The sequence below is a fragment of the Pantoea sp. y20 genome (genome assembly GCF_054903455.1).
This window is the reverse complement of the sequence record NZ_CM142816.1, coordinates 1816954-1843025: the sequence shown is the minus strand read 5'-3', so window position 1 is coordinate 1843025 and position 26072 is coordinate 1816954. Positions and strand designations below refer to the sequence as shown.

Sequence of the window (26072 nt, the reverse complement as noted above, 5' to 3'; positions counted from 1 at the left end):
GCAAGTCGGCTTTATCCGGCTCTCGTGCTATGGTAAGCCAAATTTCTAAGGGAGCAGTTATATGTCATATCGTCGTCCTGTATTGGCCGCCATCTTTGATATGGATGGATTGTTGATCGACTCAGAACCGCTGTGGGATCGCGCGGAACTGGATATTTTCGCCAGCCTTGGCGTGGATATCACCCGCCGCCACGAGTTGCCCGATACGCTGGGTCTGCGCATCGATCAAACCGTGCGCATGTGGTTTGAAGCGCTGCCGTGGAGCGGCCCGGATCAACAGGAAGTGACGCAACGCATCATCGCCCGCGCGCTGGCGCTGGTGGAAGAGACGCGTCCGCTGCTGCCTGGCGTGGAGCAGGCGCTGCAACTGTGCCAGCAGCAAGGTTTGAAAATCGGCCTCGCCTCCGCCTCGCCGCTGCACATGCTGGAGCGCGTGCTGGAGATGTTTGACCTACGCAAATACTTTGATGTGCTGGCGTCCGCGGAAGCGCTGTCGTACAGCAAGCCGCATCCGCAGGTCTATCTCGACGCCGCAGCCAAACTGGGTATCGATCCGCTTAACTGCGTCACGCTGGAAGATTCCTTCAACGGCATGATCGCCACCAAAGCCGCACGCATGCGTTCAATTGTGGTGCCGGCGGCCGAGCATCGTGAAGATGCGCGTTGGGCGCTGGCCAATGTGATTCTTGATGATTTAACCCAGCTCAAACCCGAACATCTGCACGGTTAATCGCAGCCCGCTTAACGCGGGCTTTTTTATGCAACTTGATCGCGCACGCAAATAAATAAAACATCGTTTCATTTTTATTGAATTCACATCTCATCCTGCCTAAGATGCCCAAAGACCCGCATCGGGACCACTTCCTTTGACTCTTAAGAGGCCTGAGATGGACATTCGTCAAAGCATTCATAGCGAGCATGCCAAAACCCTGGACACGGACGGCTTACGCCGTGAGTTTCTGATCGACAAGATTTTCGACGCCGACAATTACACCCTCACTTACAGCCATATCGATCGCATCATTATCGGCGGCGTGATGCCGGTGCAGAAACCGGTGACTATCGGCCATGAAGTGGGTAAGCAGCTGGGCGTAAGTTACTTTCTCGAACGCCGCGAACTCGGCGTAATCAACATCGGTGGACCCGGGGTGATTGAAGTGGATGGTAAATCCTGGGAGATTGGTCAGCAGGAAGCGTTGTATGTCGGACAAGGCGCGCAGAGCGTGATTTTCCGCAGCAGCGATGCCAGCCGCCCGGCGAAGTTTTACTACAATAGCGCGCCGGCACACGCCCATTATCCAGACAAAAAAATCACCCTCGACGAGGCAGTGAAAGCCACGCTCGGCGACGCGGCCACCTCGAACCGCCGCACCATTAACAAATTCATCGTGCCCGACGTGTTGCCAACCTGCCAGTTAACCATGGGATTAACCCGCCTTGATGACGGCAACTTGTGGAACACCATGCCGTGTCACACCCACGAACGTCGCATGGAAGTCTATTTCTATTTCGATATGGCCGACGACAGCGCCGTGTTCCACATGATGGGCCAGCCGCAGGAGACGCGTCATCTATTGGTCCATAACGAGCAAGCGGTGATTTCACCGAGCTGGTCGATTCATGCGGGCGTGGGAACGCAGCGCTATACCTTTATCTGGGGCATGGTGGGTGAAAACCAGGTATTTGATGACATGGACCACGTCAACATCAGCGCACTGCGCTAACAAGGAGCGAATCATGATACTCAACGCATTTAATCTTGCAGGCAAAATCGCGCTGGTCACCGGCTGCAATACCGGTTTAGGACAAGGTATGGCGCTGGGTCTGGCGCAGGCGGGATGTGACATTATTGGCGTTAACCGCGCCGGACCGGATGATACGCAGGCCAAAGTTGAGGCGTTAGGCCGCCGTTTTTGGTCAATTCAGGCCGATCTGACCAAGCCGTCCATCGTGCCGCAAATTGTTGAACAGGCGGTGGCGCAGGCCGGTCGCATCGATATCCTGGTGAATAACGCCGGCATCATTCGCCGCGAAGATGCACTCAACTTCAGCGAGCAGGATTGGGATGATGTGATGAACATCAACAGCAAAAGTCTGTTCTTCCTGTCACAGCAGGTCGCCCGGCAGTTTATCGCGCAAGGCAATGGCGGCAAGATCATTAATATCGCCTCGATGCTGTCGTTCCAGGGCGGCATTCGCGTGCCTTCTTATACGGCATCAAAAAGCGCAGTGATGGGGTTAACCCGTTTGATGGCCAACGAATGGGCGAAGCACGGCATCAACGTTAACGCCATTGCGCCGGGCTACATGGCCACCAATAACACGGAACAGCTGCGCAGCGATGAGTCACGCAACGAGGAGATTTTAGGCCGCATTCCATCAGGTCGCTGGGGTATTCCGGACGACATGATGGGCCCAATTGTGTTCCTCGCCTCCAGCGCCTCCGACTATGTGCAAGGTTATACGTTGGCCGTCGATGGCGGATGGTTAGCGCGCTAGGCTAACCCGTTCTTTTCCCGCGTCATTGTGACGCGGGAAAGTGAAAAATATTAACGCTTCGTTACAGCGTCACCATTCTCATTCACTGGATAAATCCCTATACTGGATGCATCGACAGTTTTATGCAGCCAGGTTCCATCATGACGGCCGAAGGCCATATCATTTTTGCCATTGCCAGCGCCATTTTTGCCAAGCGCGCGGAGCTGACGCCAGTATTGGCCAGCGCCGACTGGTGGCATTTAGTGCCTGCTGCGCTGTTAACCTGCCTGCTGCCCGATATCGATCACCCTAAATCCGTGTTAGGCCAGCGCTTAAAGTGGCTATCGCATCCCATCGCCCGCATCTTTGGTCATCGCGGTTTTACCCACAGTTTGCTGGCGGTGGCGGTGAGTTTGTGGCTATTCCAGATCAATGTGCCCGCAGACTGGTTTCTTCCCGCCGACGTGCTGCAAGGCATGACGCTCGGCTATCTCAGCCATATTGTCGCCGATATGCTCACGCCCGCCGGCGTGCCGCTGCTGTGGCCCTGCCGCTGGCGCTTCCGTTTGCCCATCCTGAATAGTCAAAAAGGTAACCAGCTGGAGCGAGCACTTTGCCTGGCGCTGGTCGGTTATGCGTTGTGGTTCCCGCCCGGCATGCCCTCTTTTGGTGCCAACGGCTGGCCGGAGCAACTGTTCAATACGCTACAAAATGGCGTCGGTCGGTTGGTTAATGGTCAAAACGGTCAATAAGCAGTCGAATCAAGCGTTAAAGTTATAAAGCATTCTTTTTGGGTATAAGCCCGCCCCACGCTGAACTGATAACATTCCAAATATTCCCTAACCGGGACTTACTGTTTTTCGTGCCATCCCAGGATGGCGCGTCACACTCTGGAGTTGAGCATGGATTTTCCCCTCATTATTAATATCGTGGCGTTTATCGCACTACTGATTCTGCTGAATCGGATTGGCAACCAAAGCTGGAGCCTGTCCAAACGCGTGCTGACCGGTTTGGTTTTCGGTGTGGCCTTTGGTCTGGCGCTGCAAACCATCTATGGCGAAAACAGCCCAACCGTGAAAGCGTCGATTGGCTGGTTCAATATCGTCGGCAACGGCTACGTGCAATTGTTGCAGATGATCGTGATGCCGCTGGTGTTCGCCTCGATCCTGAGCGCGGTCGCACGTCTGCACAATGCCTCATCGCTGGGTAAAATCAGCGTGCTGACCATTGGCGTGCTGCTGTTTACCACCGCAATTTCCGCGCTGGTCGGCGTGCTGGTGACCGGCCTGTTTGGCCTGAGCGCTGAAGGTCTGGTGCAAGGTGCGCAGGAAACCGCGCGTCTGAGCGCGATTCAGAGCAACTACGTGGGCAAAGTGGCTGACCTCAGCACGCCGCAGCTGCTGCTCTCCTTCATTCCGAAAAACCCGTTTGCCGATCTGGCGGGCGCCAATCCCACCTCGATCATCAGCGTAGTGATTTTCGCCGCCTTCCTCGGTGTGGCGGCGCTGCAACTGCTGAAAGATGACAAGGTCAAAGGCGAGCGCGTGATGGTGGCGATCGATACCCTGCAATCCTGGGTCATGAAGCTGGTGCGTTTGATCATGAAGCTGACGCCGTACGGTGTGCTGGCGCTGATGACCAAAGTAGTAGCAGGTTCCAACCTGCAGGACATCATCAAGCTGGGTGGCTTCGTGGTGGCCTCTTATCTCGGTCTGGCGATCATGTTTGCCGTACACGCACTACTGCTGTCGGTTAACGGCATCAACCCAATGCGCTTCTTCCGTAAAGTATGGCCGGTGATCACCTTCGCCTTCACCAGCCGTTCCAGCGCCGCCAGTATTCCACTGAACGTGGAAACCCAGACGCGTCGCCTGGGCGTGCCAGAATCGATCGCCAGCTTCTCGGCGTCATTCGGTGCCACCATCGGCCAGAACGGCTGTGCCGGTCTCTATCCCACCATGCTGGCGGTGATGGTTGCGCCAACCGTGGGCATCAACCCGTTTGATCCAATGTGGATTGCAACGCTGGTAGGTATCGTGACGCTGAGTTCTGCCGGTGTGGCTGGCGTGGGCGGCGGTGCCACCTTCGCCGCGCTGATCGTGCTGCCGGCGATGGGCCTGCCGGTCACGCTGGTCGCGCTGCTGATCTCCATCGAACCGCTGATCGATATGGGGCGTACCGCGCTCAACGTTAATGGTTCAATGACCGCCGGTTCACTCACCAGCCGCTGGCTCGGATTGACCGACAAGAAAGTGCTGGAGAGCGACGAACACGCCGAACTGGCACACCGCTAAATTGATGAGTTGCAACAACGGTAGATCGCAAGGTCTGCCGTTTTTTTATGCCTGCGCGATATGCCCCGTAAGGTCGCCGTTTATGACGACCTTACCCGCTTTCCTCCCCAATTCAACCCAATCATGGCGCTAGCGTCAGGAAAGCGTTAAGCATGGTAAACAGAGGAAAAATCAGCCGCTTTTCGCTTGAGTTTTCGCTCAGTAAAGCCAATTCTGCAGTTAATCACAGCAGGAGAATCACCGATGAAAACAGTTATCGCCTCGGTGCTGGCGTTAACCTTATTAACACCAGCCATCAGTTTTGCCCATCCCGGCGGTTGGGGCCCCGGCCCAGGCCCGCATTGGGGTGGAGGTCCACGTTGGGGTGGTCCCGGCCCGCTGCGTTTCCTACCCGAAGCAGCAACCGCCGTTTTGCTGGGCGGTCTGACCTATTACATGCTGAACGGTAACTACTATCAGCGTCAGGGCGACACCTATGTGGTGGTGCAGCCGCCTGAAGCCCCGCCGGGCGGCGGTATGCGCGTGCTGGATTTCAACGGCAAGCGTTATTACGTGCAGGAAGGTCACTACTACCAGCGCGAGATCGGCGGCGAGTATATCGAAGTGCCGCGTCCTTACGGTTTATAAGCGCCACAACGAAAAACGGCCCGTCAATGACGGGCCGTTTCTTATTCTGCTGCGATTACTGAGCCGCTTGCGGATCGGTATCGTAGTCTTTACAGCTCTGGAAACCGTAGTTCATGACGCGACCGGTATCGTTATAGCTCACGAAGTAGGTCTGCGGTTTGCCGTCGCGCTCGCCAATCACGTAAGTCTGGCAAGTGCCGCGAGCGTGAACCATGGTGATTTCAGTAGACGCTGGGCCGGCAATCTGGCGAACCTGATCGCGCGTCATGCCTTTCTTAACATCCTTCACTACCGGCTTGGTTACGTAGCTTTCGGCTTTGTCATAAGTCGTACAACCAGACAGGGCTGCCAGCGTCATAGCGGCAGCGATACATCCCATCACTTTATTCATGTTGTTGTTCCTCGTTTTTTTGTCCGTGTGAAATTAGCCTGGAACATAAATCCAGATTTATCAACTTTATGGGATAAATTTAGCTAAATTCCGAAGCGTTAGGATTTGGTAAAAATGCTGTGTTGATGCGCTACGGTTCGTATAATCACCCGCGAAAAAATACCTATAGCAATGAATAAAGACAGAGGATTAATGACACCTGCACCTTCTCATCGGCTGGTTTATGCCATCACGCTGGGCCTGCTCGCTGCGCTCGGGCCACTTTGTATCGACCTTTACCTGCCGGCGCTGCCGGAGCTGGCGCGCGATCTGCACACCGAAACCGCCACGGCGCAGCTGAGCCTCACCGCTGGCTTGCTGGGTTTGGGTGCGGGTCAATTGCTGTTTGGGCCAATGAGCGACAAGTTTGGTCGCCTCCGTCCGCTGCTGTTATCGCTGGTGCTGCTGTTTATTGCCTCGATTGGCTGTGCGCTGGCAAAAGACATCCACTCGCTGCTGGTAGCGCGTCTGTTTGAAGGTTTGGCAGGCGCCGGCGGCGCGGTGCTGTCGCGTGCCATTGCCCGAGATATGTACAGCGGCCATGAGCTGACGCGTTTCTTTGCACTGCTGATGCTGGTCAACGGTTTAGCGCCGATTGGTGCGCCGGTGCTGGGCGGCGCCTTGATGACGGTGCTTAACTGGCGCGGCATTTTCGTGGTGCTCGGCTGCATCGCCGTCATGCTGATCTTCCTTGCCCGCTGGAAATTGCACGAAACTTTACCGCCAGCGCGCCGCAGTCAGGGCTCGATCTTTTCCGCCTGGGCGGCGCTCGGCCAGGTCGTCACACATCGGCAGTTTATGGGCTTCTGCCTGACGCAAGGTTTTATGATGTCCGGCATGTTTGCCTATATCGGCGCCTCGCCGTTTGTATTGCAACAGCTGTACGGCCTGACGCCGCAAGCCTTTAGCTTCTGCTTCGCTGCCAACGGCTTCGGCCTGATTATTGCATCACAAACCAGTGCGCGCCTCTGTCCGCTGTGGGGAGAATATCGCGTACTGAAAGGTGGCCTGACGCTGGCGTTTGTTGCGTCGAGCTGCTTGCTGCTGGCGGGACTTACCGGCGCAGCGCTGCCAGTTCTGCTGGTCGCGCTGTTCTTCACCATCGCCAGTAACGGCGTGATCGCCACCACCGCTTCTTCGCTGGCGATGCAAAGCCAGGGCCAGCGCGCAGGCAGCGCCTCGGCGGTGATTGGCGTCGGCATGTTCACCTTTGGTGCCATCAGCGTACCCATTACCGGGCTGGGCGGCACCTCGGTCGCGAGCATGACCGGCACCATCTTTGGCTGCTTTATGCTGGCGATTGTGTCGTTCAATCTGCTGGTGCAGAAGGCAAAAAACGTCTGATTTGCCAGCAAATAACCTGAACAACCAGCCGTGCGGCTTGTTGTTTGTGGGGAGAGGCGTTAGCTTTAGCAGATGATTCGCATTGTGCCGTCAGGCTACTGACTTGAGGAGAGGTTCATGTCACTGCAACAGGAAATCATTGAAGCCCTTGGTGTAAAACCGGTTATCGACCCGCAGCAGGAGATCCGCGTCAGCGTTGATTTTCTGAAGTCTTACCTGAAAGCCCATCCCTTTTTGAAAACGCTGGTACTCGGCATCAGCGGCGGCCAGGATTCGACACTGACCGGCATTTTGTCGCAAACCGCGATTCGCGAACTGCGTGAAGAGAGCGGCGATAACGATTACACCTTTATTGCCGTGCGTTTGCCGTATGGCGTGCAGGCCGATGAGCAGGATTGTCAGGATGCGCTGGCATTTATCCAACCCGATCGCACGCTGGTGGTGAACATCAAAGAAGCGATACTGGCCAGCGAACGTGCGTTGAAAGATGCGGGTATTACGGTATCGGATTTCGTGCGCGGCAATGAAAAAGCGCGTGAGCGCATGAAAGCGCAGTACAGCATCGCCGGCATGACCAAAGGCGTGGTGGTCGGTACTGACCATGCGGCAGAGGCGATCACCGGATTCTTCACCAAGTACGGTGACGGCGGCAGCGACATCAACCCGATCTTCCGCCTGCATAAAGGCCAGGGCAAACAGCTGCTGAAAACGCTGGGCTGCCCGGAACACCTCTATCTCAAGCATCCTACTGCCGATTTGGAAGATGATCGTCCCGGCTTGCAGGATGAAGTGGCGCTCGGCGTGACTTATCAGCAAATCGATGCCTATCTGGAAGGCAAAACCATCGATGCCGCCGCAGCAAAAACCATCGAAGGCTGGTATCTGAAAACTGAGCACAAACGTCGTCCACCGATCACCGTGTTCGACGACTTCTGGAAGAAGTAAGTGCATGGCGTTTCCCGCCGTCCGGGCGGGAAACTTTCTCATCGCCGCTGACTGGCGAGAAAAAGCACAGTTTGATACACTGGATGAACAACCAGTAATTGGAGTGTGCTTTGGTCAGACGTGCAGCCAGCCACCGCCTCGATTTCGATGCGGCAGCCATCTATCAATATCCCGAACATCTACGTCAGTGGCTGGAAGGTTTACCCAACCAGCCGGGCGTCTATACCTTTCACGGTGAAAGCGAAAATCTGCCGCTGTATATCGGCAAAAGCGTCAACCTGCGCAGTCGGGTGATGGCGCATTTCCGGGCGCCGGATGAAGCCAAAATGCTGCGTCAGGCGCGGCGCGTCACCTGGATCCCGACCGCTGGCGACGTCGGCGCTCAGCTGCTGGAAGCGCAGATGATCAAAACGCAACAGCCGCTGTTTAATAAGCGCCTGCGTAAGAACCGCCAGCTCTGTTCGCTGCAGCTGGGCGACGGTGCGCCGCAGGTGGTGTATGCAAAGGATCTCGACTTCTCCCGCTCGCCCAATCTTTATGGCCTGTTTCGCAGTCGCTTTGCCGCGCTGGAGAAGCTAAAAGCCATCGCCGATGAGCAGCGCTTGTGCCACGGCTTGCTGGGGCTGGAGTCGTTGCGTCCAGGACGCGGCTGTTTTCGTGCTGCACTAAAACGCTGCGCCGGTGCCTGCTGTGGTAACGAGTCGGTTGCTGAGCATCAGCAGCGGCTTCATGCGGCATTAGAGCAGATGCGCATTCAATGCTGGCCGTGGCAAGGCCCGGTTGGCATGGTGGAAACGGGGACAAACATTACGCAAATCCATGTGATCGATCACTGGTTCTGGCTGGGATCGGTCAGCAGCGAAGCCGAAGCGCGCCAGCTGCAGCGCGCCTCACACGGCTTTGATCATGACGGCTACAAAATTCTCTGCCGTCCGCTGCTTTCTGGTGTGTTCCCGCTGATCGAGCTGTAAAACAAAACCGCCGAGGTTGCCCAAAGCATCAGATGCGATGGACAACCCCGGCGGTCTCTATTCCGTTAGTGAAGGAACTTATTCAGCATCAGCCGGCGGTGGTGGCGTTTTGCCATCGTGCGGGCCTTTCTCGGTTAAGCGCTTCTCAAAGTTCGCGTTGTACTGTTTCTTCTGCTCTGGCGTCAGCACGTTGTAGATCTTGTTCTGGGTTTCCATCATCTGCAGCGCACGATCTTTGGCATTCGCCGTCATCTTCTCAGCCTGCGCTTCGGCTTTCGCACGGTCAAAGGTATCGGAAGCGATGATGGCATGGTCAGCACGACGCTCTTCCAGCGACGGGCGTTTCATCTCTTTATGTCCATCACGCAAAATCGTTTTGATCTGCGCTTTCTGCGCATCGGTCAGGTTCAGACCTTTAAACATCATCTCCATACCGTGATGACGCATCGGCGGCTTGTGCATCGGCTTTTCGCTGCCTGCTGGCGGCGGAGTCAGGTTGTCTGCCGCTGCATGGACGATATTTGCAGCACCAAAAGCCATTGCGGTAGCCAGGAACACAGAAGTTAATTTACGCATAATATTGTCCTTACTTATCAGTTTAATGACGACAGCCTGTGTCGCGTCTTCGGAAACAAGCATACGACGCTGAACGTCAACTACTCAGAGGCTGAGTAAAGCCCTGAAAGCATAAAAGACAGAGATCAGGCAATCATGGAGAGAAAGAGAAGAAATGCGTGAGGAATTGAAAAAGTTTATGACAATCAAGGGAAAAACGCAGGAATTAAGGAGGAGTGTAACGGTATTGTCGGTGTTCAGGAGGGGAAATGTCGGCGCGTTGATGCCCTCACCCTGGCCCTCTCCCACCGGAAGAGGGAAACGCTGCCACATGTAACTCAATACAAATATTCGCTCGTTCGGTTCCCTCTCCCGCCTGCGGGAGAGGGTTAGGGTGAGGGAAAATCACAACGCCAGCGCCTGCGTCTGTTCATTCTCCTCCACCAGCATCAGCCCCGCGCGCAATCCTGGCGCGACATTCGGATTGGGAAACAGCACATACTCGCGCGCCTGCTGCACGTAGTAACGCCGGTCACCCTCCTCCGCCAGCAGCGTGCCCTGCGGGAAAGCGGTAAAGTTCAGCGTCTCCGGCCCCATGTGCAACACAAACTTATCGCCGTGCCGGGTCAGCTGTTGCGCCACGCGATAATGGCGAGGCTGCTCACGCACCTCCGGCAAGGCATCGCCATACAGCAACGCCGCCAGCGCCCGCTGTACGCCAGCAAACTGGCTTAAATCGTTCTCACCAAACGGCAAAGCCTTGCCCAGCTCCAGCGTGCAGCTCGCCGCATTATGGTGCTCGCAGCTGTAATGGGTGAAGGTGCCGCCCGGTGAACGATGGAACACCAGCGCCTCCATTTCTGCCGCGGCCAGCCAGTGCATAAACGCCTCGGGCCACGGATTGGGATTCAGCGGCATCACGCCAAAACGCGCATGATACGAGCCGCGAATCGCGGTATGCAGATCGAGGTGCCAGCGCACTTCATGATCGAGACAGGCGCGCCAGAAACTCTCCAGCTCCTGCTCCAGCTGCAGCACGCGCTGCGCTTCGGGTACATCGGCCACCTGCTGCCAGCGTCCACCAAACAGGCGATTGATATCATGTTGCTGATAGCGCTTGCCGCTGCGCAACGCGGCGGGATTACCCAAAATCACCAGTAAGCGCACTGCCAGCGGCTTCTCGCCTTTTAAGAGTGGCGTCAGCAACAGATTGAGAATCTCAACCGGCGCGGTTTCATTGCCGTGAATGCCCGCAGAGAGCACCAGCGCCTGCTGTGTGGGCGTATGCGGCGTGAGGGACATCAGTCCCTCGTTGTGCCATTGCCAACTGAGATGATCGTTGCTGCCCTCTCTTTGCTGTGGCGGCTCACCAGACAAGGTCTGCTGTAAAAAATCCTGCATGTTCACTCCTTTTTAACGACGTGGGGCGAACCTCTCACCCCGGCGTTAACGCTGAAACGCGTAGACACTGCCTAAGTCTAGCAGCTTCGTCAGCTCATCCAGCGCGGTGCGCCCTTCACGCAGCAGTTGCGGGTCGGCTAAATCGGCCTGAGTTAAGCGATCGCGGTAGTGGCGATCCACCCAATTGTTGAGCGTGGCAAACAGGCGATCGTTCATCAGTACCGCCGGATTCAGCGCCTGACGCTCGGTTTCGGTTAACACCACGCGCAGACGCAAACAGGCCGGACCGCCACCGTTAAACATGCTTTCACGCAGATCGAAAACTTTCAGTTCACGGATTGGCCCGCCGCTCTCCACCAGCTCAGTGAGATAACGCCACACGCCCGCATGCTGGCGTGACTCTTCTGGCAGCACCAGCAGCATACCGCCGTCGGCGCGCTGCAACAGCTGGCTGTTAAACAGATAGGTATTGACTGCATCGGTTACCGATACTTTATCGCGCGGCACTTCAATCGGCTGGAAACCGCTAACGCGGGCGGCGATGTCACTCAGCAACTGCGGCTGGTTCACAAAGGCATCATGATGGCAGAACAGCACCTGCTGATTGCTCACCGCAATCACATCGTTATGAAACACGCCCTGATCAATCACCGCTGGATTTTGCTGAGCAAACAGCGTGCGTTGCGCATCGAGCTGATGCAACCGCGCCACCGCTTCGCTGGCTTCCCGCGTTTGACGCGCTGGATAACGTGCTGGCGTTGCGCCCTGCTGCTGACCATCACGGCCATAAATAAACAGCTGCACGCCCGCATCACCGTAATCACTGCCGAAACGATTGTGATTGGCCGCGCCCTCATCACCAAACTGCGCCACCTGCGGCAGCGCATCGTGCACGCAGAAGTGCTGCGGATGACGGAAAATCGCGCGCAGCAGATCGGCAGTTTCCGGCGCCTCAATGGCGCGATGGAATTTGTTATTCAGATTGGCGACGGTGAAATGCACGCGACCATCGGCGCTATCCGCCGACGGCGACACCGTGGCGGCATTCGCCACCCACATCGCTGAGGCTGAGCTGGCCGCCGACAGCAGCTGCGGCGCGTGCTTAGCCGCCTGCGCCAGCACCTGCTCATCACTGCCGCCAAAGCCGAGCTGGCGCAGCAGCGGCAGATTAGGACGTTCGTGCGGCGGGATCACGCCCTGCACGTAGCCCATATCCGCCAGCGCTTTCATCTTCAGCAAACCCTGCTTCGCCGCCAGACGCGGATTCGAGGGCTGCAGCTGATTGCGCGTCGAGGCTTCGTTACCAAACGACAATCCCGCGTAGTGATGTGTCAGGCCGACCAGCCCATCAAAGTTCGCTTCAAACGCTTGCATTATTTCGCTCCCTGCGCGGAGAAATCGAGGCCCGGCGCCAAGCTGCCCGGCAGCGCCAGGCTTGGGCTCTCCAGCGACGCCATTGGCCATGCACAGTAATCGGCGGCGTACCACGCGCTGGCACGATGATTCCCGGATGCGCCAATGCCACCAAAGGGGGCGGTGCTGGCCGCGCCGGTCAGCGGTTTGTTCCAGTTAACGATACCGGCGCGCGCCTCCAGCAATAGCTGATCAAACTGCGCGCGCTGCGGCGAAATCAGACCGCACGACAAGCCATAGCGGGTATTATTGGCGATAGCAATCGCCTGCTCGAAGCTGTCGTAACGAATCACCTGCAGCAACGGACCAAAGACTTCTTCATCCGCTAAATCTTTCACTTCGGTCACATCAATGATGCCCGGCGTGATGATGGCGCTGTCGCGATCCGGCCAGTGCATGCCGAGCAACACTTTCCCGCCCTTTTCCACCTGCTGCTGCCAGGCAGCAAAAATATGTCCGGCGGCGGTGGGTGAAATCACGCTGCCCATAAACGGCTGCGGTTCGGCATTCCACGCGCCAGGCTGCAAGCGCGCGCTAACCTCAACCAAACGCTGCAGGAAGGCATCGCCCGCTGCACCGCGCTTCACCAGCAGACGACGCGCGCAGGTGCAGCGCTGTCCGGCGGTAATAAAGGCCGACTGAATGGCGATGTGTACCGCACCATCGAGATCCGCAGGATCTTCAACAATCAACGCATTGTTGCCGCCCATCTCCAGCGCCAGCATTTTTTCTGGCTGTCCGGCGAACTGACGATGCAGGTGATAGCCGGTGGCGGCGCTGCCGGTAAACAGCAGGCCATCAATTTGTGCCGCATTGGCCAGCGCCTGGCCGGTTTCACGACCGCCCTGCAGCAGCGCCATTACGCCCGCCGGTAAACCCGCTTGCTGCCACAGTTGCACGGTTTTCTCCGCCGTCAACGGCGTCAGCTCGCTCGGCTTAAACACCACGCAGTTACCCGCCAGCAGAGCTGGCACGATATGGCCGTTCGGCAGATGGCCAGGAAAATTATACGGACCAAACACCGCCAAAACGCCGTGCGGCCGATGGCGCAGCGAGCTCTCGCCATCGGCCTGTTCGCCGGTGCGGCTGTGATAGGCCTTAATCGAAATGGCAATTTTGTTGATCATCGCCTGCACTTCGGTCAGCGTTTCCCAGCGCGGCTTGCCCGTTTCCTGGGCGATGGTTTCCGCCAGCGCGTTTTTGTGGCTTTCAAGTAAACGGGCAAACCCTTCCACCAGCGCCTGACGCTCCGCAAACGGTTTTCTCGCCCACTGCGGGAACGCCGCGCGCGCCGCTTCGCAGGCCGCAGCCACTTGTGCTGCCGATGCCGCTTTGCCCTGCCACAGCGTTTCGCCGCTAACCGGATTGAGTTTGTTCAGGGCGTCAGCGCCGCCGGTCACCCATTGACCTTGAATAAAATGCGTCATGCTTTTTTCTCCTCGCGACACAGCGTGACCACACGCAGTTGATCGCCAATGTTGCAATGCAGCGCCGCGCGCTGGCTTTCAGTCAGTTTTACCGTGCCGGATGCCATATCCACCGGCAGCAGCGCCACGCGGAAATGCTGAAAATCCGCGTTGGCCACCAGACACAGCGGCCAGCTTTCATCGGCTGCACCGCTCTCAGCGGTTAACTGGCGACTCTTGCGAATGGCACGAATGCGATCGATTTCGCATTCCAGCGTCGGGCCGCCGTCGAAGATGTCGACATAGTTGAGATAGCGGAAACCTTCCGCCTCCAGCACCGCACGCGCGGGCGCGGTTTTCGGATGGACTTCGCCAATCACTTTTTGTGCCGCTTCAGACAGGTAATGAATGTAGAGCGGATGTTTGGGCATCAGCTCGGCGATAAAGGCTTTCTGGCCGGTGCCGCTGAGGAAATCGGCTTTGCTGAACTCCATCGAGAAGAAGCGGCTGCCGACGCTGTCCCAGAAAGGCGAGTGGCCGCTGTCATCGCTGACGCCACGCATCTCCGCCACCACGTGTTGCATAAAGCGGTCGCGGAAGTTGGCCATAAACAGAAAGCGCGACTTCGAAAGCAGATGGCCGTTTTTGCCATCGCGGTAATCGGGATCGAGGAACAATGTGCAGAGTTCGCTGCTGCCGGTATGATCGTTGCTCAGCGACAGCGTCGGCAGGCTGGCATAAACGTTCAGCTCTTTCGAGGCGTGCACCTGTGTGCCAACGCGGAAGTTGTACCAAGGATCCTGCAAACCCACCGCCGCTTCGATGGCACAGATGCCGACGGCACGATTATCCTCGCTGTCGGCCAGCACAAACACATAGCCTTGTTCGGCAGGCGGTAACGCGCCTTGCCAGGTGAGCAGCGAACGCTCAATACGGGCTTTAAGCGTTTCGCTATCCGCGGGCAGCGAGGTTAAGCCACCCCCGGTTTTGCCCGCCAGCGACAACAACTGCGAGAGATCGTCACGTTCGACGGGGCGAATCACCATCATGATGTGGCTCCTTTGAGCACGCGTTCACAGGCACGTTCGAAACGCGCCAAACCTTCTTTAACTTCGCGCTCGCTGATGTTCAGCGCTGGCGCAAAACGTACCACGTTGGCACCTGCTATCAGCACCATTACGCCCTCTTCGGCCGCGGTGAGGTTGAACTGTTTGGCTTTACCGGCGAAATCGTCGTTTAGCACGGCGCCAATCAACAGACCCAACCCGCGCACTTCTTTAAATACCGGCAGACGCTTGTTCAGTTCCTGCAACGCCGTAACAAACCATTGATGACGCTCGGCCACGCCGGCCATAAATTCCGGCTGATTAATCAGCTCCATCACTTTGCCCGCGACTGCGCCCGCCAGCGGATTGCCGCCGTAGGTGGTGCCGTGCGTGCCCACGCCCATCACCTGCGCCAGATCTTCACGTGTCAGCATCGCGCCAATCGGGAAGCCGCCACCCAGCGCTTTGGCGGTGGTTAATACATCCGGGGTCACGCCGTAATGCATATAGGCATACAGCGAACCGGTGCGACCTACGCCGCTCTGCACTTCATCAAAAATCAGCAGCGCATGATGTTTATCGCAGAGTTCACGCAGTCCGCGCAGGAAAGCGGGATCGGCTGGCAGGACGCCGCCTTCACCCTGAATCGGCTCGACGATCACCGCGCAGGTTTGGTCATTGATCAGCGCGGCCGCCGAGGCCAGATCGTTGAAATTAGCGTGTTCGACCGCCGGTGGCAGCGGCGCAAAATCACGGGAATAGGCCGGTTGTCCGCCTGCTGTCACGGTAAACAGCGTGCGACCGTGAAAAGCATTATTAAAAGCAACGATGCCATTTTTCTCAGCACCGAAACGGTCGTGTGCGGTTTTACGTGCCAGTTTCAGCGCCGCTTCATTCGCTTCAGCGCCGGAGTTACAGAAAAACACGCGATCGGCAAAAGTAGCATCAATCAACTGTTTGGCGAGACGCAGGATAGGTTCATTGGTATAGCCATTTCCGGTATGCCACAGTTTGCCGGCCTGTTCGATCAGCGCCTGCTGCAACGCCGGATGCGCATGTCCCAATGCGTTGACCGCAATGCCACCGGCAAAATCGATATACTCTTTGCCTTGCTGATCCCACAGCGTTGAACCTTCCGCGCGGACCGGAACAAAAGCCGCGGGTGCATAAACTGGCATCATCCATTGATCGAAATTCTGACGTGAAACCTGCAGTGACATAGCCCTTTCTCCTGCTCCACACCCGGTGAAGCCTTTTGTTTTGAAATTGTTAAAAATGTTAAGTGGCAGCTCTACTGTATATTGCAGATAGCGTGCCAGCCAGCCGCAAAAATGCATAACCGTCTTACCACTACGGAATATCAATAACTTAACAGGTGGTGATATTCACTTTAATTGCATAAAAAGTGAATATCAGTCTGATGCAGGCTGAATAGCAGTAATTTATTTAGCGGATTTATGCATCGGCAAAATGAAATATTGCTTTTGTGATCGGGCAGGAAATATTTCGCCAAATTAATGCGATAAACGCACTTTTTTAGGGCGCAATGTGCCTGATTGGTGCAGGAAAGTGATAGCGCGGTGCAAATTTAGCATGGCGCGAATTAATCGGGTTTTAACATTTCTCTCACTGAATTGAATATTATTTCGCCAGTTCATTGTTAAGCGAAAAGCTAAATAACATTTTGTGACCAAGGTTATTATCAGAACAGAAATAAAAGGACACAAAGCCATGAAGCCGATAATTACTCTGCTAATTATTAGCTGGATTCAGATATTTGCTATTGAACAATAATGCATAGGCTTGTGCTATTTCACGAACAAGCTACTGATTTTATTTACGCATCTTTAAATTTAAAGTTATTCAATAAAATCATACAGATAAATATTAAAATCATCATTACACATGTTGTCTTATGGATAAGTTTAACCAATACAAAATTCCACATAATGGAATTTAAGATTAAAAATCACACAAAAAGTTAACGAGAAATATTTAGTTACATATATTGCACTGTCGATCTTGAACCTTTTGTGTCATTTTCTTTTCACCCCGCAGATGGGGACAAAATTAAAAAATATCACAGGGTAAAAATTAAATGATGAAGCGCTCCTTACTGGCAGCAGTGATGCCTTTACTGCTGGGACTTTCTTCGGCTCAGGCCGCCGAAATCTATAACAAAGATGGCAACAAGCTGGACCTGACCGGCAAAATTAACGTCTCGCATCTGTTCTCCGATAACGAAGGGTCAAATGGTGATACCTCGTCTTATACCCGTATTGGTTTTAAAGGCGAAACCAAGATCAACGACCAGCTGACCGGCTACGGTCAATGGCAGTACCAGTACAGCCTGAGCAACTCTGAAGGCAGCGATGCCAACAGCGGTAACAGAACCCGCCTGGGCTTTGCTGGCCTGAAGTTTGGTCAGTTCGGCTCGATCGATTACGGTCGTAACTACGGTTTGATTTATGACGTGCTGGGTTACACCGATATGCTGCCCTTCTTTGGTGGCGATCAAGGTTACTCTGATGGGTTCCTGTCTAGCCGCTCAGGTGGCGTGTTGACCTGGCGCAACAAAGATTTCTTCGGTCTGGTGAAAGGCTGGAACGTTGCTGCACAGTACGAAGGTAAAAACGATCGTAACGATGCAAACGTTGCCGTACGCCGTTCGAATGGTGATGGCTTCGCGCTCTCCACTTCTTATGATTTCGATTTCGGTCTGAGCTTGGTTGGCGCTTACGCGAGCCTGGATCGTACCAATACGCAGAACCAGGCCTTACGTGGCGAAGGCGAGAAAGCACAGCACTGGACCACGGGCCTGAAATACGATGCTAACCAGATTTACCTGGCAACCATGTACGGCGAAACGCTCAACGCAACCCCAATCACTGGTGGCTTTGCTAACAAAGCCGTCAACTTTGAAGCCGTTGCGCAGTATCAGTTCATTAACGGACTGCGTCCTTCAATCGGCTATGTTTCATCGAAAGGCAAAGAGATTGAAAATATTGGTGATGTCGATCTCACCAAATACGTCGCTGTCGGTGGAACCTACTACTTCAACAAAAACATGTCTGTTTATGCTGAATACAAGATCAACCTGTTAAAAGATAACAATGCGTTGGGCATCGCTTCTGATGATGTCACCGCTGTGGGTCTGATTTACCAGTTCTAAGTGGCAATACCCTCATGGCTGTTCGGCTAGTGTCGGCTGAATATGCGCAAAGGGCAGCGAAAGCTGCCCTTTTTTATTGGTGCGAGGCGATTACGGCGCCATCAGATCAAAGCGATCATCATTGCCCTGATCCAGTGAGAACGGCGGTTGCAATTGCAGGACGATTTCGTTTGAAGTAACGCGATTCTGTTTACTGTCTTCTAACACCACCGACAAGCGATAGCTGTTATGCGCACCCGGCGAGCTATCCCACGCGGGCAGGATCACGCTCCAACCCTGTGGATCGTTGGGATTGGCACCCGGCGTCAGGCTCAGCGCCTGGGTATCGCCCTGCCACATCACTTTAGCGATCGGATTGGTGCTACGGATTTGCAGTTTCAGCGGCAAACTTTCTCCGCCATTCAGCTGCCACGGCGGCGTAGCGAGAAACACCGACAGCGTTTTACGCTGGCGATATTCCAGCACCGGCGTATAGCTGCGCGTCACGTTATCGTAGCGACTGCCGCGCAGTGAGTGCGCAGCCGCTACGTTATCCGGACTCAGCTGCTGGCTGAGCGCCACGCCAAAGCGATAGTTAAGACGCAAGCCGAGCTGATCCTGGCTCTCACCGCTGTCGCTGGTTTTATGGCTGGCGGATAAGGTTACCAGCGGCACCGGCGTGTAGGTGACGCCAAAGGTCAACGCCGATGGGTTATGGTAGCGGTTGCCGGAGCTAAACAAATCGACGTTATCGCCCAGATATTGCTGCCAGCTTACTGACGCACCGAGTTGGCGATAGTGCGGCAAATAGCCTTGCGTGGTGAAATCATAGCCGCGCGCCATGCGCTGCTGCTGGAAGGGATTGCGATCCTGCCAACCTGAGAGCGGCGTATAGTAGTTGGCGGAGAAGCGCAGATAATCGCCCCACGCTTCGGTACCCAGCGAAGCGCGCTGTAGGCCACTGCTGAACATGCGATCGACAAAACCGTTATAGCCCAGCAGCCATTTTCCTGCCACCCAACGTTGCCCGAGGCCAGCATTGCCGACCAGCCCATCATCAGTTTGATGAAAGCCGACCTGACTGAAGGTCAGATAGCGATAGTTATCCGCCCAGGGTGTCAGCAGCGACGCACCGCTGCCGGCAAAATTGCCCTCCATATCCACATTGAAATCGATTTGAGCATTGCCATACGGTGACAACAGCGACTGACCTTCATCAACCAGTCGATTACCCACTTCATCGCGGAAATGGTTAAAGGCCCACAGCCCAGCCTGCTGGCCAAGGGCATTGTCGTCCGTACTGTTCTGGCTGGCTTCACCAATGCTTTTGGCAATGGTCGCCAGTTTTTTGTTGAACGCTTCCGTTTCATCCTGGTAACCCAATGCAGGCAACTGATCGGCCATTTTCTGGAAACGTGTGGGATCGCTAAACGGCGCATCGGCGAGTTTAGTGTCAGAGATCAACGCCAGCGCAGGCGCGGATGCGGCAAGTAGTGAAAAACCAGAGAGATAACGCACGCTTTTAGGTGATAACAAAGTAAATAACATAGCTAAAAATAGGGTTCGACCCGGTTCAGAATTAGAGGTGGCTCACAAAACTGCATAAGTCTACCCTAGCATATTCTGATGCAAGTGCCGGACATGTCTGGTTTCGATTAAGGCAGAAAACGAAAAAATCAGAATGTAGGTAAGCAGGCGACGCAATATGTTGTGCCCTGCTTGCCCATCAAGAGATGACCTCTCAAATCATTGAGCGCGCACATTGTAGCGGCGCAATGCATTGCGTAATGCTCGTCAGTTAAAATATGAAACCCCTAATTACCGAGAGCATATGTTGTAGCGGCGCAATTCATTGCGCGATAAATCGCGCCGCTACTGAAGGTGCGGAGATTTGATACAGCGCTTTAGTGATCGGCATTGCGCGATGAATCACGCCGCTACGGAAGGTGCGACCATGAGGCTTAGTGTTTAGCATGACGCCATCAATGGCGACCCAAAAGCGAACTATCAGGAGAAAATCAAACCGCCATCCACATTGATGGTCTGCCCGGTGATATAGCGCGCATCGTCAGAGGCGAGGAAAGCCACCAAGCCAGCGACATCTTCCGGCTGCCCTGCGCGTTTAAGCGGGATGTTTTCCACCCATTCGGCCATCAGTTCGCCTTTGCCATACTGCTTTTTATCGCTGCTGAGGATCTCGCCCCACACGCGATCGTTGTAGTCCCACATTTCACTCTCGATGATGCCCGGACAGAAGGCATTCACCGTGATATGCCACGGCGCCAACTCCAGCGCCAGGCTTTGAGTAATACCGATCACGCCCATCTTGCTGGCGGCATAGTGCGGCGTATAAATGAAACCCTGCCGTCCCTGACCGGACGAGGTGTTGATCAGGCTGCCGCTGCCCTGTTTCACCATATATTTCGCCGCTTCCCGGCAGCACAGCCACACGCCCGTGGTGTTCACCGCAAGGATCTTCTCGAAGTCACTTTTGGGCATCGCATCGAAACGATCGATGGTAATCACCCCCGCATTCTGAATCGACACATCAATGCTGCCAAAGCGCTCAGCCGCCTGCTGATAAAGCTGCTGCACCTCCGTTTCATCGGTAACATCGACCTGCAGCGCCAGAACCTCACTGCCAAACTGCTGTTCGATGGCTTGCGCGGTACTGAAGACGCGTTCCGAATTCGACACCATCACCAAACGCGCCGCGTCGCGGGCAAAACGCGCTGCAATGCCCGCGCCAATGCCGCGGCAGGCGCCGGTTATCACCACCGTCTTTCCACTAAAATCGCGTGTCATATTGCCTCCTGTTATCCATGTGTCGCTTCAGGCAGGGCGGCCGATTGCTGCTTTTTTTCATGTCTGCGCAGCAGCACCACCTTACTTTGTAATTTTTGCTGGAACTGATCGATCACCACCGCAGTGACAATCACCAGGCCTTTGATCACCATTTGCCAGAAATCGCTGACGCCCATCATCACCATGCCATCGGCGAGAAACACGATGACAAAAGCACCGATAATCGAGCCTGAAACGCGACCGCGTCCACCCGCCAGCGCCGTGCCGCCCAGCACCGTGGCACCGATGGCGTCCATCTCGAACATGTTGCCGGTCATCGGGTGCGCGGTTTGCAGCTGCGACGCCACAATCAAACCGACCAGCGCGGCGCACAAGCCGGAAAAGGCGTAGACAAACACTTTGACCTTGATAATCGGCACACCCGCCAGGCGCGCCGCCGATTCGTTGCCACCGGTGGCATAGATGTAACGACCCAGCGGTGTTTTACGCGTCAGATACAACCCCAGCAGCAGGAAGCCGAGCATCATCCATATCGGGATATACACGCCCAATATCGAACCCGAACCGAGCAGGGCAAAGCCGGTATTACCCAGTGCTGGCGTGCCGACAAGGTTGGCGTAGGTGCTGCCATCGTTGAACAGCAGCGCGGCGCCGCGTGCCACGTACATCATGCCGAGCGTACAGATAAACGGCGCTACGCCGAGTCGCGTCACCACCGCGCCATTAATCAATCCCAGCGCCACGCCGAACAGCGCCACCACCAGAATCACTTCGGGCACATTGAAAAACAGTACGTTGCCGCCCCACAGCGGTAAGCCGTTTGTGAGCAGCGCACCCGCCACCATGCCGCATATGCCCGCCACCGCACCGACCGAAAGATCGATGCCGCCAGTCAAAATCACCAGCGTCATGCCAATCGCCAGCAAGCCGGTAATTGCCACATGCTGCGTCATGATCAGCAAGTTGGAGGTGGTGAGAAAATTAGGCACCATAAAGCTGAAGAAACTCACCACGATCAGCAAGGCAATAAAGGTACGCGCCTTAAGCAGATACATGTAGATCAGGTATTTTTGATTCATCGTTTTACTCTCCAGCGGGCTCAATCGTGTGGCGTTGAGGCGCTAATCAGGGCTTCGCGCGTGGCCGCCGCGCGCGGTAAATCGGCGGTGATGCGGCCATCCGCCATCACCAGAATGCGGTCAGCCAGCGCCATCACTTCATCCAGTTCGGACGAGGAGAACATCACCGCCAATCCCTGCTGCGCCAGGTTGCCAATCAGGTGATAAACATCGGTTTTTGCCCCCACATCAATGCCGCGCGTGGGCTCATCCAGCAGCACCACCTGCGGCCCGGTCATCAGGGCTTTGCCCAGCACCACTTTTTGCTGATTGCCGCCGCTTAAGGAGGTGATCGGCAGCTCGGGATCGCTGACCTTGATGGCGAGATGGCCAATCATGTCATCCACACGGCGCTGCTCGTTGTGCGGATTGAGCTTGCGCCAGCAGCGGCGGAAACCCCGCAGGCTGAGATCGCTGAGCGTCATGTTGGCAGTGATCGACATCAGCTGTACCACGCCTTCGGTTTGCCGATCTTCCGGCACCAGCGTGATGCCTTTTTTCAGTCGCTGCTGGAAACTGCGCTTCTCCAGCGCTTCGCCGTTCAGACTGACGCTGCCCGACTGACAGTGCATCATGCCAATCAACCCTTTGAACAACTCGGTGCGCCCGGCGCCCAGCAAACCGTAGATGCCAATCACTTCACCTTTTCGCAGCGAGAAAGAGACATCATTGAGCTTGTAACCGCCGTTTTGATGCAGCGCGGTCAGCCCGTTGACGGTGAGTACCGTTTCACCCTGCGTCGCTGGTTGGTAATCGAAGTGTTTCTTCTTGTCGCCCACCATCTGCTCGATGATCCACGGAATCGAGGCGTCGCGGACTTCGCGTTCGCTGATGAAGCGTCCGTCGCGGAAGATGGTGATGTGATCGCCAATCTCCATCAGCTCTTCCAGCCGATGTGAGATATAGATAATGGTGACGCCGCGCCGTTTAAGCTGGTCGATGACGTTGAACAGCACTTTCACTTCTGACTGGCTGAGCGCGCTGGTCGGTTCATCCATGATCAGCACGCGCGTGTCCTTGGACAGCGCGCGGGCGATCTCCACCAGCTGCTGATGGCCGATACCGAGTTCAGCCAGCGGCGCGTAGGGATCGACATCCAGCTCCAGCCGTTCCAGCAATGCTTTGGCGAGCGAATACTGATACTTCTCATTGATCACGCCGCGCTGGAAAAACTCATTGGCCATGAAGATGTTGTCCATCACGTTCATATTGGGAAACAGGTTCAGCTCCTGAAAAATAATGCTGATGCCCTGTTTTTCCGCCTGATGCGTGGAGCTCAGCGACACCGCTGCGCCGTCCAGCAGAATCTCGCCGGATGACGGGATCTCCACGCCCGCCAGCATTTTCATCATGGTTGATTTGCCGGCACCGTTTTCGCCAATCAGCACGTTAACTTTGTTGCGATAAACGCGGTAATTGACCTGATCCAGCGCGGTGACGCCGGGATAGATGCGCGACACGTTACGGGTTTCAATGATCACGTCATGTTGAGGCTGTTGCATATCCGCTCCTTACTGACGTGTAATCGCCGCAGGTGTCACATTCGGCACCTGCTCCGGCGTATCAAAGCTGCTAAACACGCCAGCCAACTGCACCTTGTCACCCACTTTGGGCTTGAAAGCACTCATCATGTTCGCCGCTTGCTGATTGATCGCGCGACTGTAATCGCCGAACAGCACCTGATCGTTAAAGTCCTGATAGCTGGCACCTTTGTAGGCATCGCGCAACACCGTGCCGGGAAAAATCGGGCCAACCTGCACCGTGACAGTGTCACCGGACACATCTTTCACTGTCATCCGACCGTTACGCGACGTGGTGTTAACCGCCGTGATTTCACCGCTCACGTTGACACTGAACACGCACGGGTTCTCATCTTGACTGCGATAGCCGTAGGTTTTACAAGCGCTATCAAAATCTTTGGCGGATTTCAGCGCATTCAATAACTCGGCCACCGGCTTCGCATCATGTTGAACTTGCGGTACCAGTTTCTGTTGCCACGTTTGGGCAATATTGCCCATTTTGGGATTGGGAGGATTTTTCAGGTCGGCCAGCTCCTGCTGCGACACAATGCGGCAACCGCTAAGGATCACGACAGGAAGCAGTAACCAGAGTCGTCTGTGCATCACATTCTCCTGGGCGCCCGATCTACGGGCGCACCGCATTGATTACGACTTGAAGTTAAAGTCCTGCACGCCTTTGGCGTTGTCTGGCGTAATGAGAATGCCGCGGAACATCACGCGCTGCTTCTCAGGCTTGGTGCCTTTCTGAATAAAGTTGTCGAGGTCGGTCACGCCCTGTGCGGCGATGGCTTGTGCCTGCAGCATCACCGTGGCTTTCAGATCCCCTTTTTCCACCGCGTCACGTTCATCATTGCTGCCGTCAATGCCGACCACGATGACGTCGTTACGGCCTGCCGCTTTCAGAGCTGCAATCGCACCCAGCGCCACGGGGCCGTTACCGCAGATCACGCCTTTTACATCCGGATGCGCCTGCAGAATGCTGTCCATGATGCGTTTGCCGTCAATCAGCGTGCCTTTGGCATCCTGACGCGCCACGCTTTTCATATCGGGATATTGGTCGAGCACCTGATGGAAGGATTTGGAGCGTGTGACGCAGTTGTTGTCAGCAAGGTTACAGGTGAGTTCCGCGTAGCTGCCCTTTTCCCCCATCTTCTCCACAAACACGTTTGCCACGTCGGAGCCGGCCTGGAAGTTGTTGTGGGTGATCTGCGCCAGCGCCACGTCATCCACCGGGATTTCGCGGTTGATCAGCACCACCGGAATGCCGGCATCTTTGGCTTTTTTAATCGCGGCGACGCTGGCGGTGGAGTCGGCGTTATCCAGCACGATGCCCTGCACCTTTTTGCCGATGGCGGCATCAATCAGTTCACTTTGCTTTTTCACATCTTCGCCATGCGACAGCACGCTGGTTTTATAGCCCAGCTCCTGCGCTTTGAGGTTGGCACCTTTGGCTTCGGAGGCGTAATACGGGTTATCCAGCGAGTTCACCAGAATCATGATGGTGCCTTTATCGGCAGCGAAACTGGCTTGGGAGATCAGGCAACTGGCAATAGCAGTTAACAGCAGGGTACGTTTTTTCATGGTGAGGTTCTCTCATTGTTATAGTGGGTCACGCAGGGTCAGCCGTTCTGGTGTTGGCGCGGCTTACCAGATGGTAAAGCCACCGTCGATCATTAAATCTGCGCCGGTGATCATGTCGCTGCCGTTGCTGGCGAAGAACAGCACCGCGGCGGCGATTTCGTCGGTATAAGCAAAGCGTCCCAGCGGGATCAGCTTTTTCATCTGCTCGCCCTTCTCACCGCGCCAGGCTTTTTCACCCATCGGCGTCAGTACCACGGTGGGCGATAAGGTATTGACGTTAATGCGATAGGGAGCGAACTCTTTGGCCATCACTTTGGTCATGCCGAGCAGACCGGCTTTGGCGGAGGTGTAAGCAACGTGGTTATCGATAGCGATGGAGGCGGCCTGTGACGCAATGTTGATGATTTTACCGCCGTTACCGGCGCGCACCATGCGTTTACCTGCCTCCTGCGAGCAGAGGAAAGGACCGGTGAGATTGACGTCGATCTGCTTCTGCCACTCGGCAAAATCGGTTTCTAACACCGGTTGCAACATCACGTAGCCCGCGCAGTTCACCAGGATATCAATCTGACCGTAATGCTGTTCGACGCGATCAAATGCCGCTTCAACCGAGGCCGGATCGGTCACGTCGCAGCACACCAGCAGCACGCGATCGGCAGCAAATTGATCCTGTACGCCCGCCACTTTGTCACTTTCGAAGGGCGGATAGAGCAGCGCCAGCCGTGCGCCCTTCTCCAGCAGCATGGCGTTACTGGCCATCGCAATCCCGCCCAGCCCGCCGGTGACTACCGCCACTTTGCCGGTTAAATCCTGCTCAATGTTCACGCCGTAGCGCAGGTTAACGTCATATTCCCCACTCATCGTCTCTCTCCATAATGGTGTACGGCGGCGCTGGTTATTGCTGGCCGGGTTATCGTTTTTACAAATAACATTTTCGAACAAAAATATAAGCTATCGTTTAATAATGGTTTGTGGAGGAGATCAAAT

The 26072-nt window shown here is 55.5% G+C and carries 25 protein-coding genes; 10 read left to right on the top strand and 15 right to left on the bottom strand.

The genetic code is table 11. The features are described from left to right. The first annotated feature begins 61 nt into the window (after window positions 1-61). The 6 genes from hxpB to ACYAC5_RS08635 all read left to right on the top strand — a co-directional run bounded on the left by hxpB (window position 62) and on the right by ACYAC5_RS08635 (window position 5399). Window positions 62-730, top strand: a complete 669-nt coding sequence (hxpB, locus tag ACYAC5_RS08660) for a hexitol phosphatase HxpB (RefSeq protein ID WP_192413532.1) — start codon at window positions 62-64, stop codon at window positions 728-730. A 157-nt stretch (window positions 731-887) separates the two neighbouring features. After that, window positions 888-1724: a 5-dehydro-4-deoxy-D-glucuronate isomerase gene (kduI, locus tag ACYAC5_RS08655; protein WP_192413534.1), complete on the top strand. Its 837-nt coding sequence runs from the start codon at window positions 888-890 to the stop codon at window positions 1722-1724. A gap of 13 nt (window positions 1725-1737) precedes the next feature. Further along, window positions 1738-2499 (top strand): 2-dehydro-3-deoxy-D-gluconate 5-dehydrogenase KduD, encoded by a 762-nt coding sequence (kduD, locus tag ACYAC5_RS08650; RefSeq protein ID WP_110866010.1) that lies wholly within the window; start codon window positions 1738-1740, stop codon window positions 2497-2499. A gap of 140 nt (window positions 2500-2639) precedes the next feature. Further along, a complete protein-coding gene (locus ACYAC5_RS08645; protein WP_192413536.1) occupies window positions 2640-3230 on the top strand; it encodes a metal-dependent hydrolase in 591 nt (196 codons plus the stop codon). Window positions 3231-3380: 150 nt separating this feature from the next. Further along, window positions 3381-4772, top strand: a complete 1392-nt coding sequence (locus ACYAC5_RS08640) for an L-cystine transporter (protein WP_192413538.1) — start codon at window positions 3381-3383, stop codon at window positions 4770-4772. A 243-nt stretch (window positions 4773-5015) separates the two neighbouring features. Further along, a complete protein-coding gene (locus tag ACYAC5_RS08635; protein ID WP_101764583.1) occupies window positions 5016-5399 on the top strand; it encodes a DUF6515 family protein in 384 nt (127 codons plus the stop codon). Between the two features lie 55 nt (window positions 5400-5454). On the opposite strand, the gene osmE is transcribed toward ACYAC5_RS08635, so the two are convergent. Then, a complete protein-coding gene (gene osmE / locus ACYAC5_RS08630) occupies window positions 5455-5790 on the bottom strand; it encodes an osmotically-inducible lipoprotein OsmE (protein WP_007892614.1) in 336 nt (111 codons plus the stop codon). 192 nt (window positions 5791-5982) lie between these two features. Here osmE and ACYAC5_RS08625 point away from each other — a divergent pair, with 192 nt between their 5' ends. The 3 genes from ACYAC5_RS08625 (at window position 5983) to cho (ending at window position 9089) form a co-directional block, all read left to right on the top strand. Then, window positions 5983-7173, top strand: coding sequence for a multidrug effflux MFS transporter (locus tag ACYAC5_RS08625; protein ID WP_192413540.1), 1191 nt, complete (start codon window positions 5983-5985; stop codon window positions 7171-7173). Window positions 7174-7290: 117 nt separating this feature from the next. After that, entirely contained in the window at window positions 7291-8118 is an 828-nt protein-coding gene (gene nadE, locus ACYAC5_RS08620; RefSeq protein ID WP_101764585.1) for an ammonia-dependent NAD(+) synthetase, read from the top strand. A 110-nt stretch (window positions 8119-8228) separates the two neighbouring features. Beyond that, window positions 8229-9089, top strand: coding sequence for an excinuclease Cho (cho, locus tag ACYAC5_RS08615; RefSeq protein WP_101764586.1), 861 nt, complete (start codon window positions 8229-8231; stop codon window positions 9087-9089). Between the two features lie 78 nt (window positions 9090-9167). On the opposite strand, the gene spy is transcribed toward cho, so the two are convergent. The 6 genes from spy to ACYAC5_RS08585 form a co-directional block, all read right to left on the bottom strand. Next, a complete protein-coding gene (gene spy, locus ACYAC5_RS08610) occupies window positions 9168-9665 on the bottom strand; it encodes an ATP-independent periplasmic protein-refolding chaperone Spy (RefSeq protein ID WP_137385657.1) in 498 nt (165 codons plus the stop codon). A 384-nt stretch (window positions 9666-10049) separates the two neighbouring features. Continuing rightward, window positions 10050-11045, bottom strand: a complete 996-nt coding sequence (astE, locus tag ACYAC5_RS08605) for a succinylglutamate desuccinylase (protein ID WP_101764588.1) — start codon at window positions 11043-11045, stop codon at window positions 10050-10052. Between the two features lie 45 nt (window positions 11046-11090). Further along, entirely contained in the window at window positions 11091-12419 is a 1329-nt protein-coding gene (astB, locus tag ACYAC5_RS08600; protein WP_309834929.1) for an N-succinylarginine dihydrolase, read from the bottom strand. Beyond that, on the bottom strand, window positions 12419-13885 hold the full coding sequence (astD, locus tag ACYAC5_RS08595) for a succinylglutamate-semialdehyde dehydrogenase (protein ID WP_192413546.1): 1467 nt from the start codon (window positions 13883-13885) through the stop codon (window positions 12419-12421). The genes astB and astD overlap by 1 nt, the downstream gene beginning before the upstream one ends. Continuing rightward, window positions 13882-14913 carry an arginine N-succinyltransferase gene (astA, locus tag ACYAC5_RS08590; protein ID WP_192413548.1) on the bottom strand — a complete coding sequence of 344 codons (1032 nt, stop codon included), beginning with the start codon at window positions 14911-14913 and terminating at the stop codon, window positions 13882-13884. Before astA ends, astD begins: the two co-directional genes overlap by 4 nt. After that, on the bottom strand, window positions 14910-16130 hold the full coding sequence (locus tag ACYAC5_RS08585) for an aspartate aminotransferase family protein (RefSeq protein ID WP_110866001.1): 1221 nt from the start codon (window positions 16128-16130) through the stop codon (window positions 14910-14912). Before ACYAC5_RS08585 ends, astA begins: the two co-directional genes overlap by 4 nt. Window positions 16131-17008: 878 nt before the next feature. Here ACYAC5_RS08585 and ACYAC5_RS08580 point away from each other — a divergent pair. Beyond that, on the top strand, window positions 17009-18082 hold the full coding sequence (locus ACYAC5_RS08580) for a porin (RefSeq protein ID WP_462062819.1): 1074 nt from the start codon (window positions 17009-17011) through the stop codon (window positions 18080-18082). 90 nt (window positions 18083-18172) lie between these two features. Here the strand turns inward: ACYAC5_RS08580 and ACYAC5_RS08575 are convergent, their stop codons facing one another. The 8 genes from ACYAC5_RS08575 to ACYAC5_RS08540 all read right to left on the bottom strand — a co-directional run bounded on the left by ACYAC5_RS08575 (window position 18173) and on the right by ACYAC5_RS08540 (window position 25946). After that, window positions 18173-19609: a YchO/YchP family invasin gene (locus ACYAC5_RS08575; RefSeq protein WP_462062817.1), complete on the bottom strand. Its 1437-nt coding sequence runs from the start codon at window positions 19607-19609 to the stop codon at window positions 18173-18175. A gap of 301 nt (window positions 19610-19910) precedes the next feature. After that, window positions 19911-20036 (bottom strand): hypothetical protein, encoded by a 126-nt coding sequence (locus ACYAC5_RS08570; protein WP_271459885.1) that lies wholly within the window; start codon window positions 20034-20036, stop codon window positions 19911-19913. A 32-nt stretch (window positions 20037-20068) separates the two neighbouring features. After that, window positions 20069-20866 (bottom strand): SDR family oxidoreductase, encoded by a 798-nt coding sequence (locus ACYAC5_RS08565; protein WP_462062814.1) that lies wholly within the window; start codon window positions 20864-20866, stop codon window positions 20069-20071. 11 nt (window positions 20867-20877) lie between these two features. After that, window positions 20878-21945 (bottom strand): ABC transporter permease, encoded by a 1068-nt coding sequence (locus ACYAC5_RS08560; RefSeq protein WP_192413550.1) that lies wholly within the window; start codon window positions 21943-21945, stop codon window positions 20878-20880. 20 nt (window positions 21946-21965) lie between these two features. Next, complete coding sequence (locus ACYAC5_RS08555) at window positions 21966-23486, bottom strand: sugar ABC transporter ATP-binding protein (RefSeq protein ID WP_192413552.1); 1521 nt, start codon at window positions 23484-23486, stop codon at window positions 21966-21968. Between the two features lie 9 nt (window positions 23487-23495). After that, window positions 23496-24107 carry a DUF2291 family protein gene (locus ACYAC5_RS08550; protein ID WP_110865997.1) on the bottom strand — a complete coding sequence of 204 codons (612 nt, stop codon included), beginning with the start codon at window positions 24105-24107 and terminating at the stop codon, window positions 23496-23498. A 42-nt stretch (window positions 24108-24149) separates the two neighbouring features. Next, window positions 24150-25085, bottom strand: a complete 936-nt coding sequence (locus tag ACYAC5_RS08545) for a D-ribose ABC transporter substrate-binding protein (RefSeq protein WP_192233605.1) — start codon at window positions 25083-25085, stop codon at window positions 24150-24152. Between the two features lie 63 nt (window positions 25086-25148). Next, window positions 25149-25946 carry a GolD/DthD family dehydrogenase gene (locus ACYAC5_RS08540; protein ID WP_192413554.1) on the bottom strand — a complete coding sequence of 266 codons (798 nt, stop codon included), beginning with the start codon at window positions 25944-25946 and terminating at the stop codon, window positions 25149-25151. Between the last annotated feature and the right edge of the window lie 126 nt (window positions 25947-26072).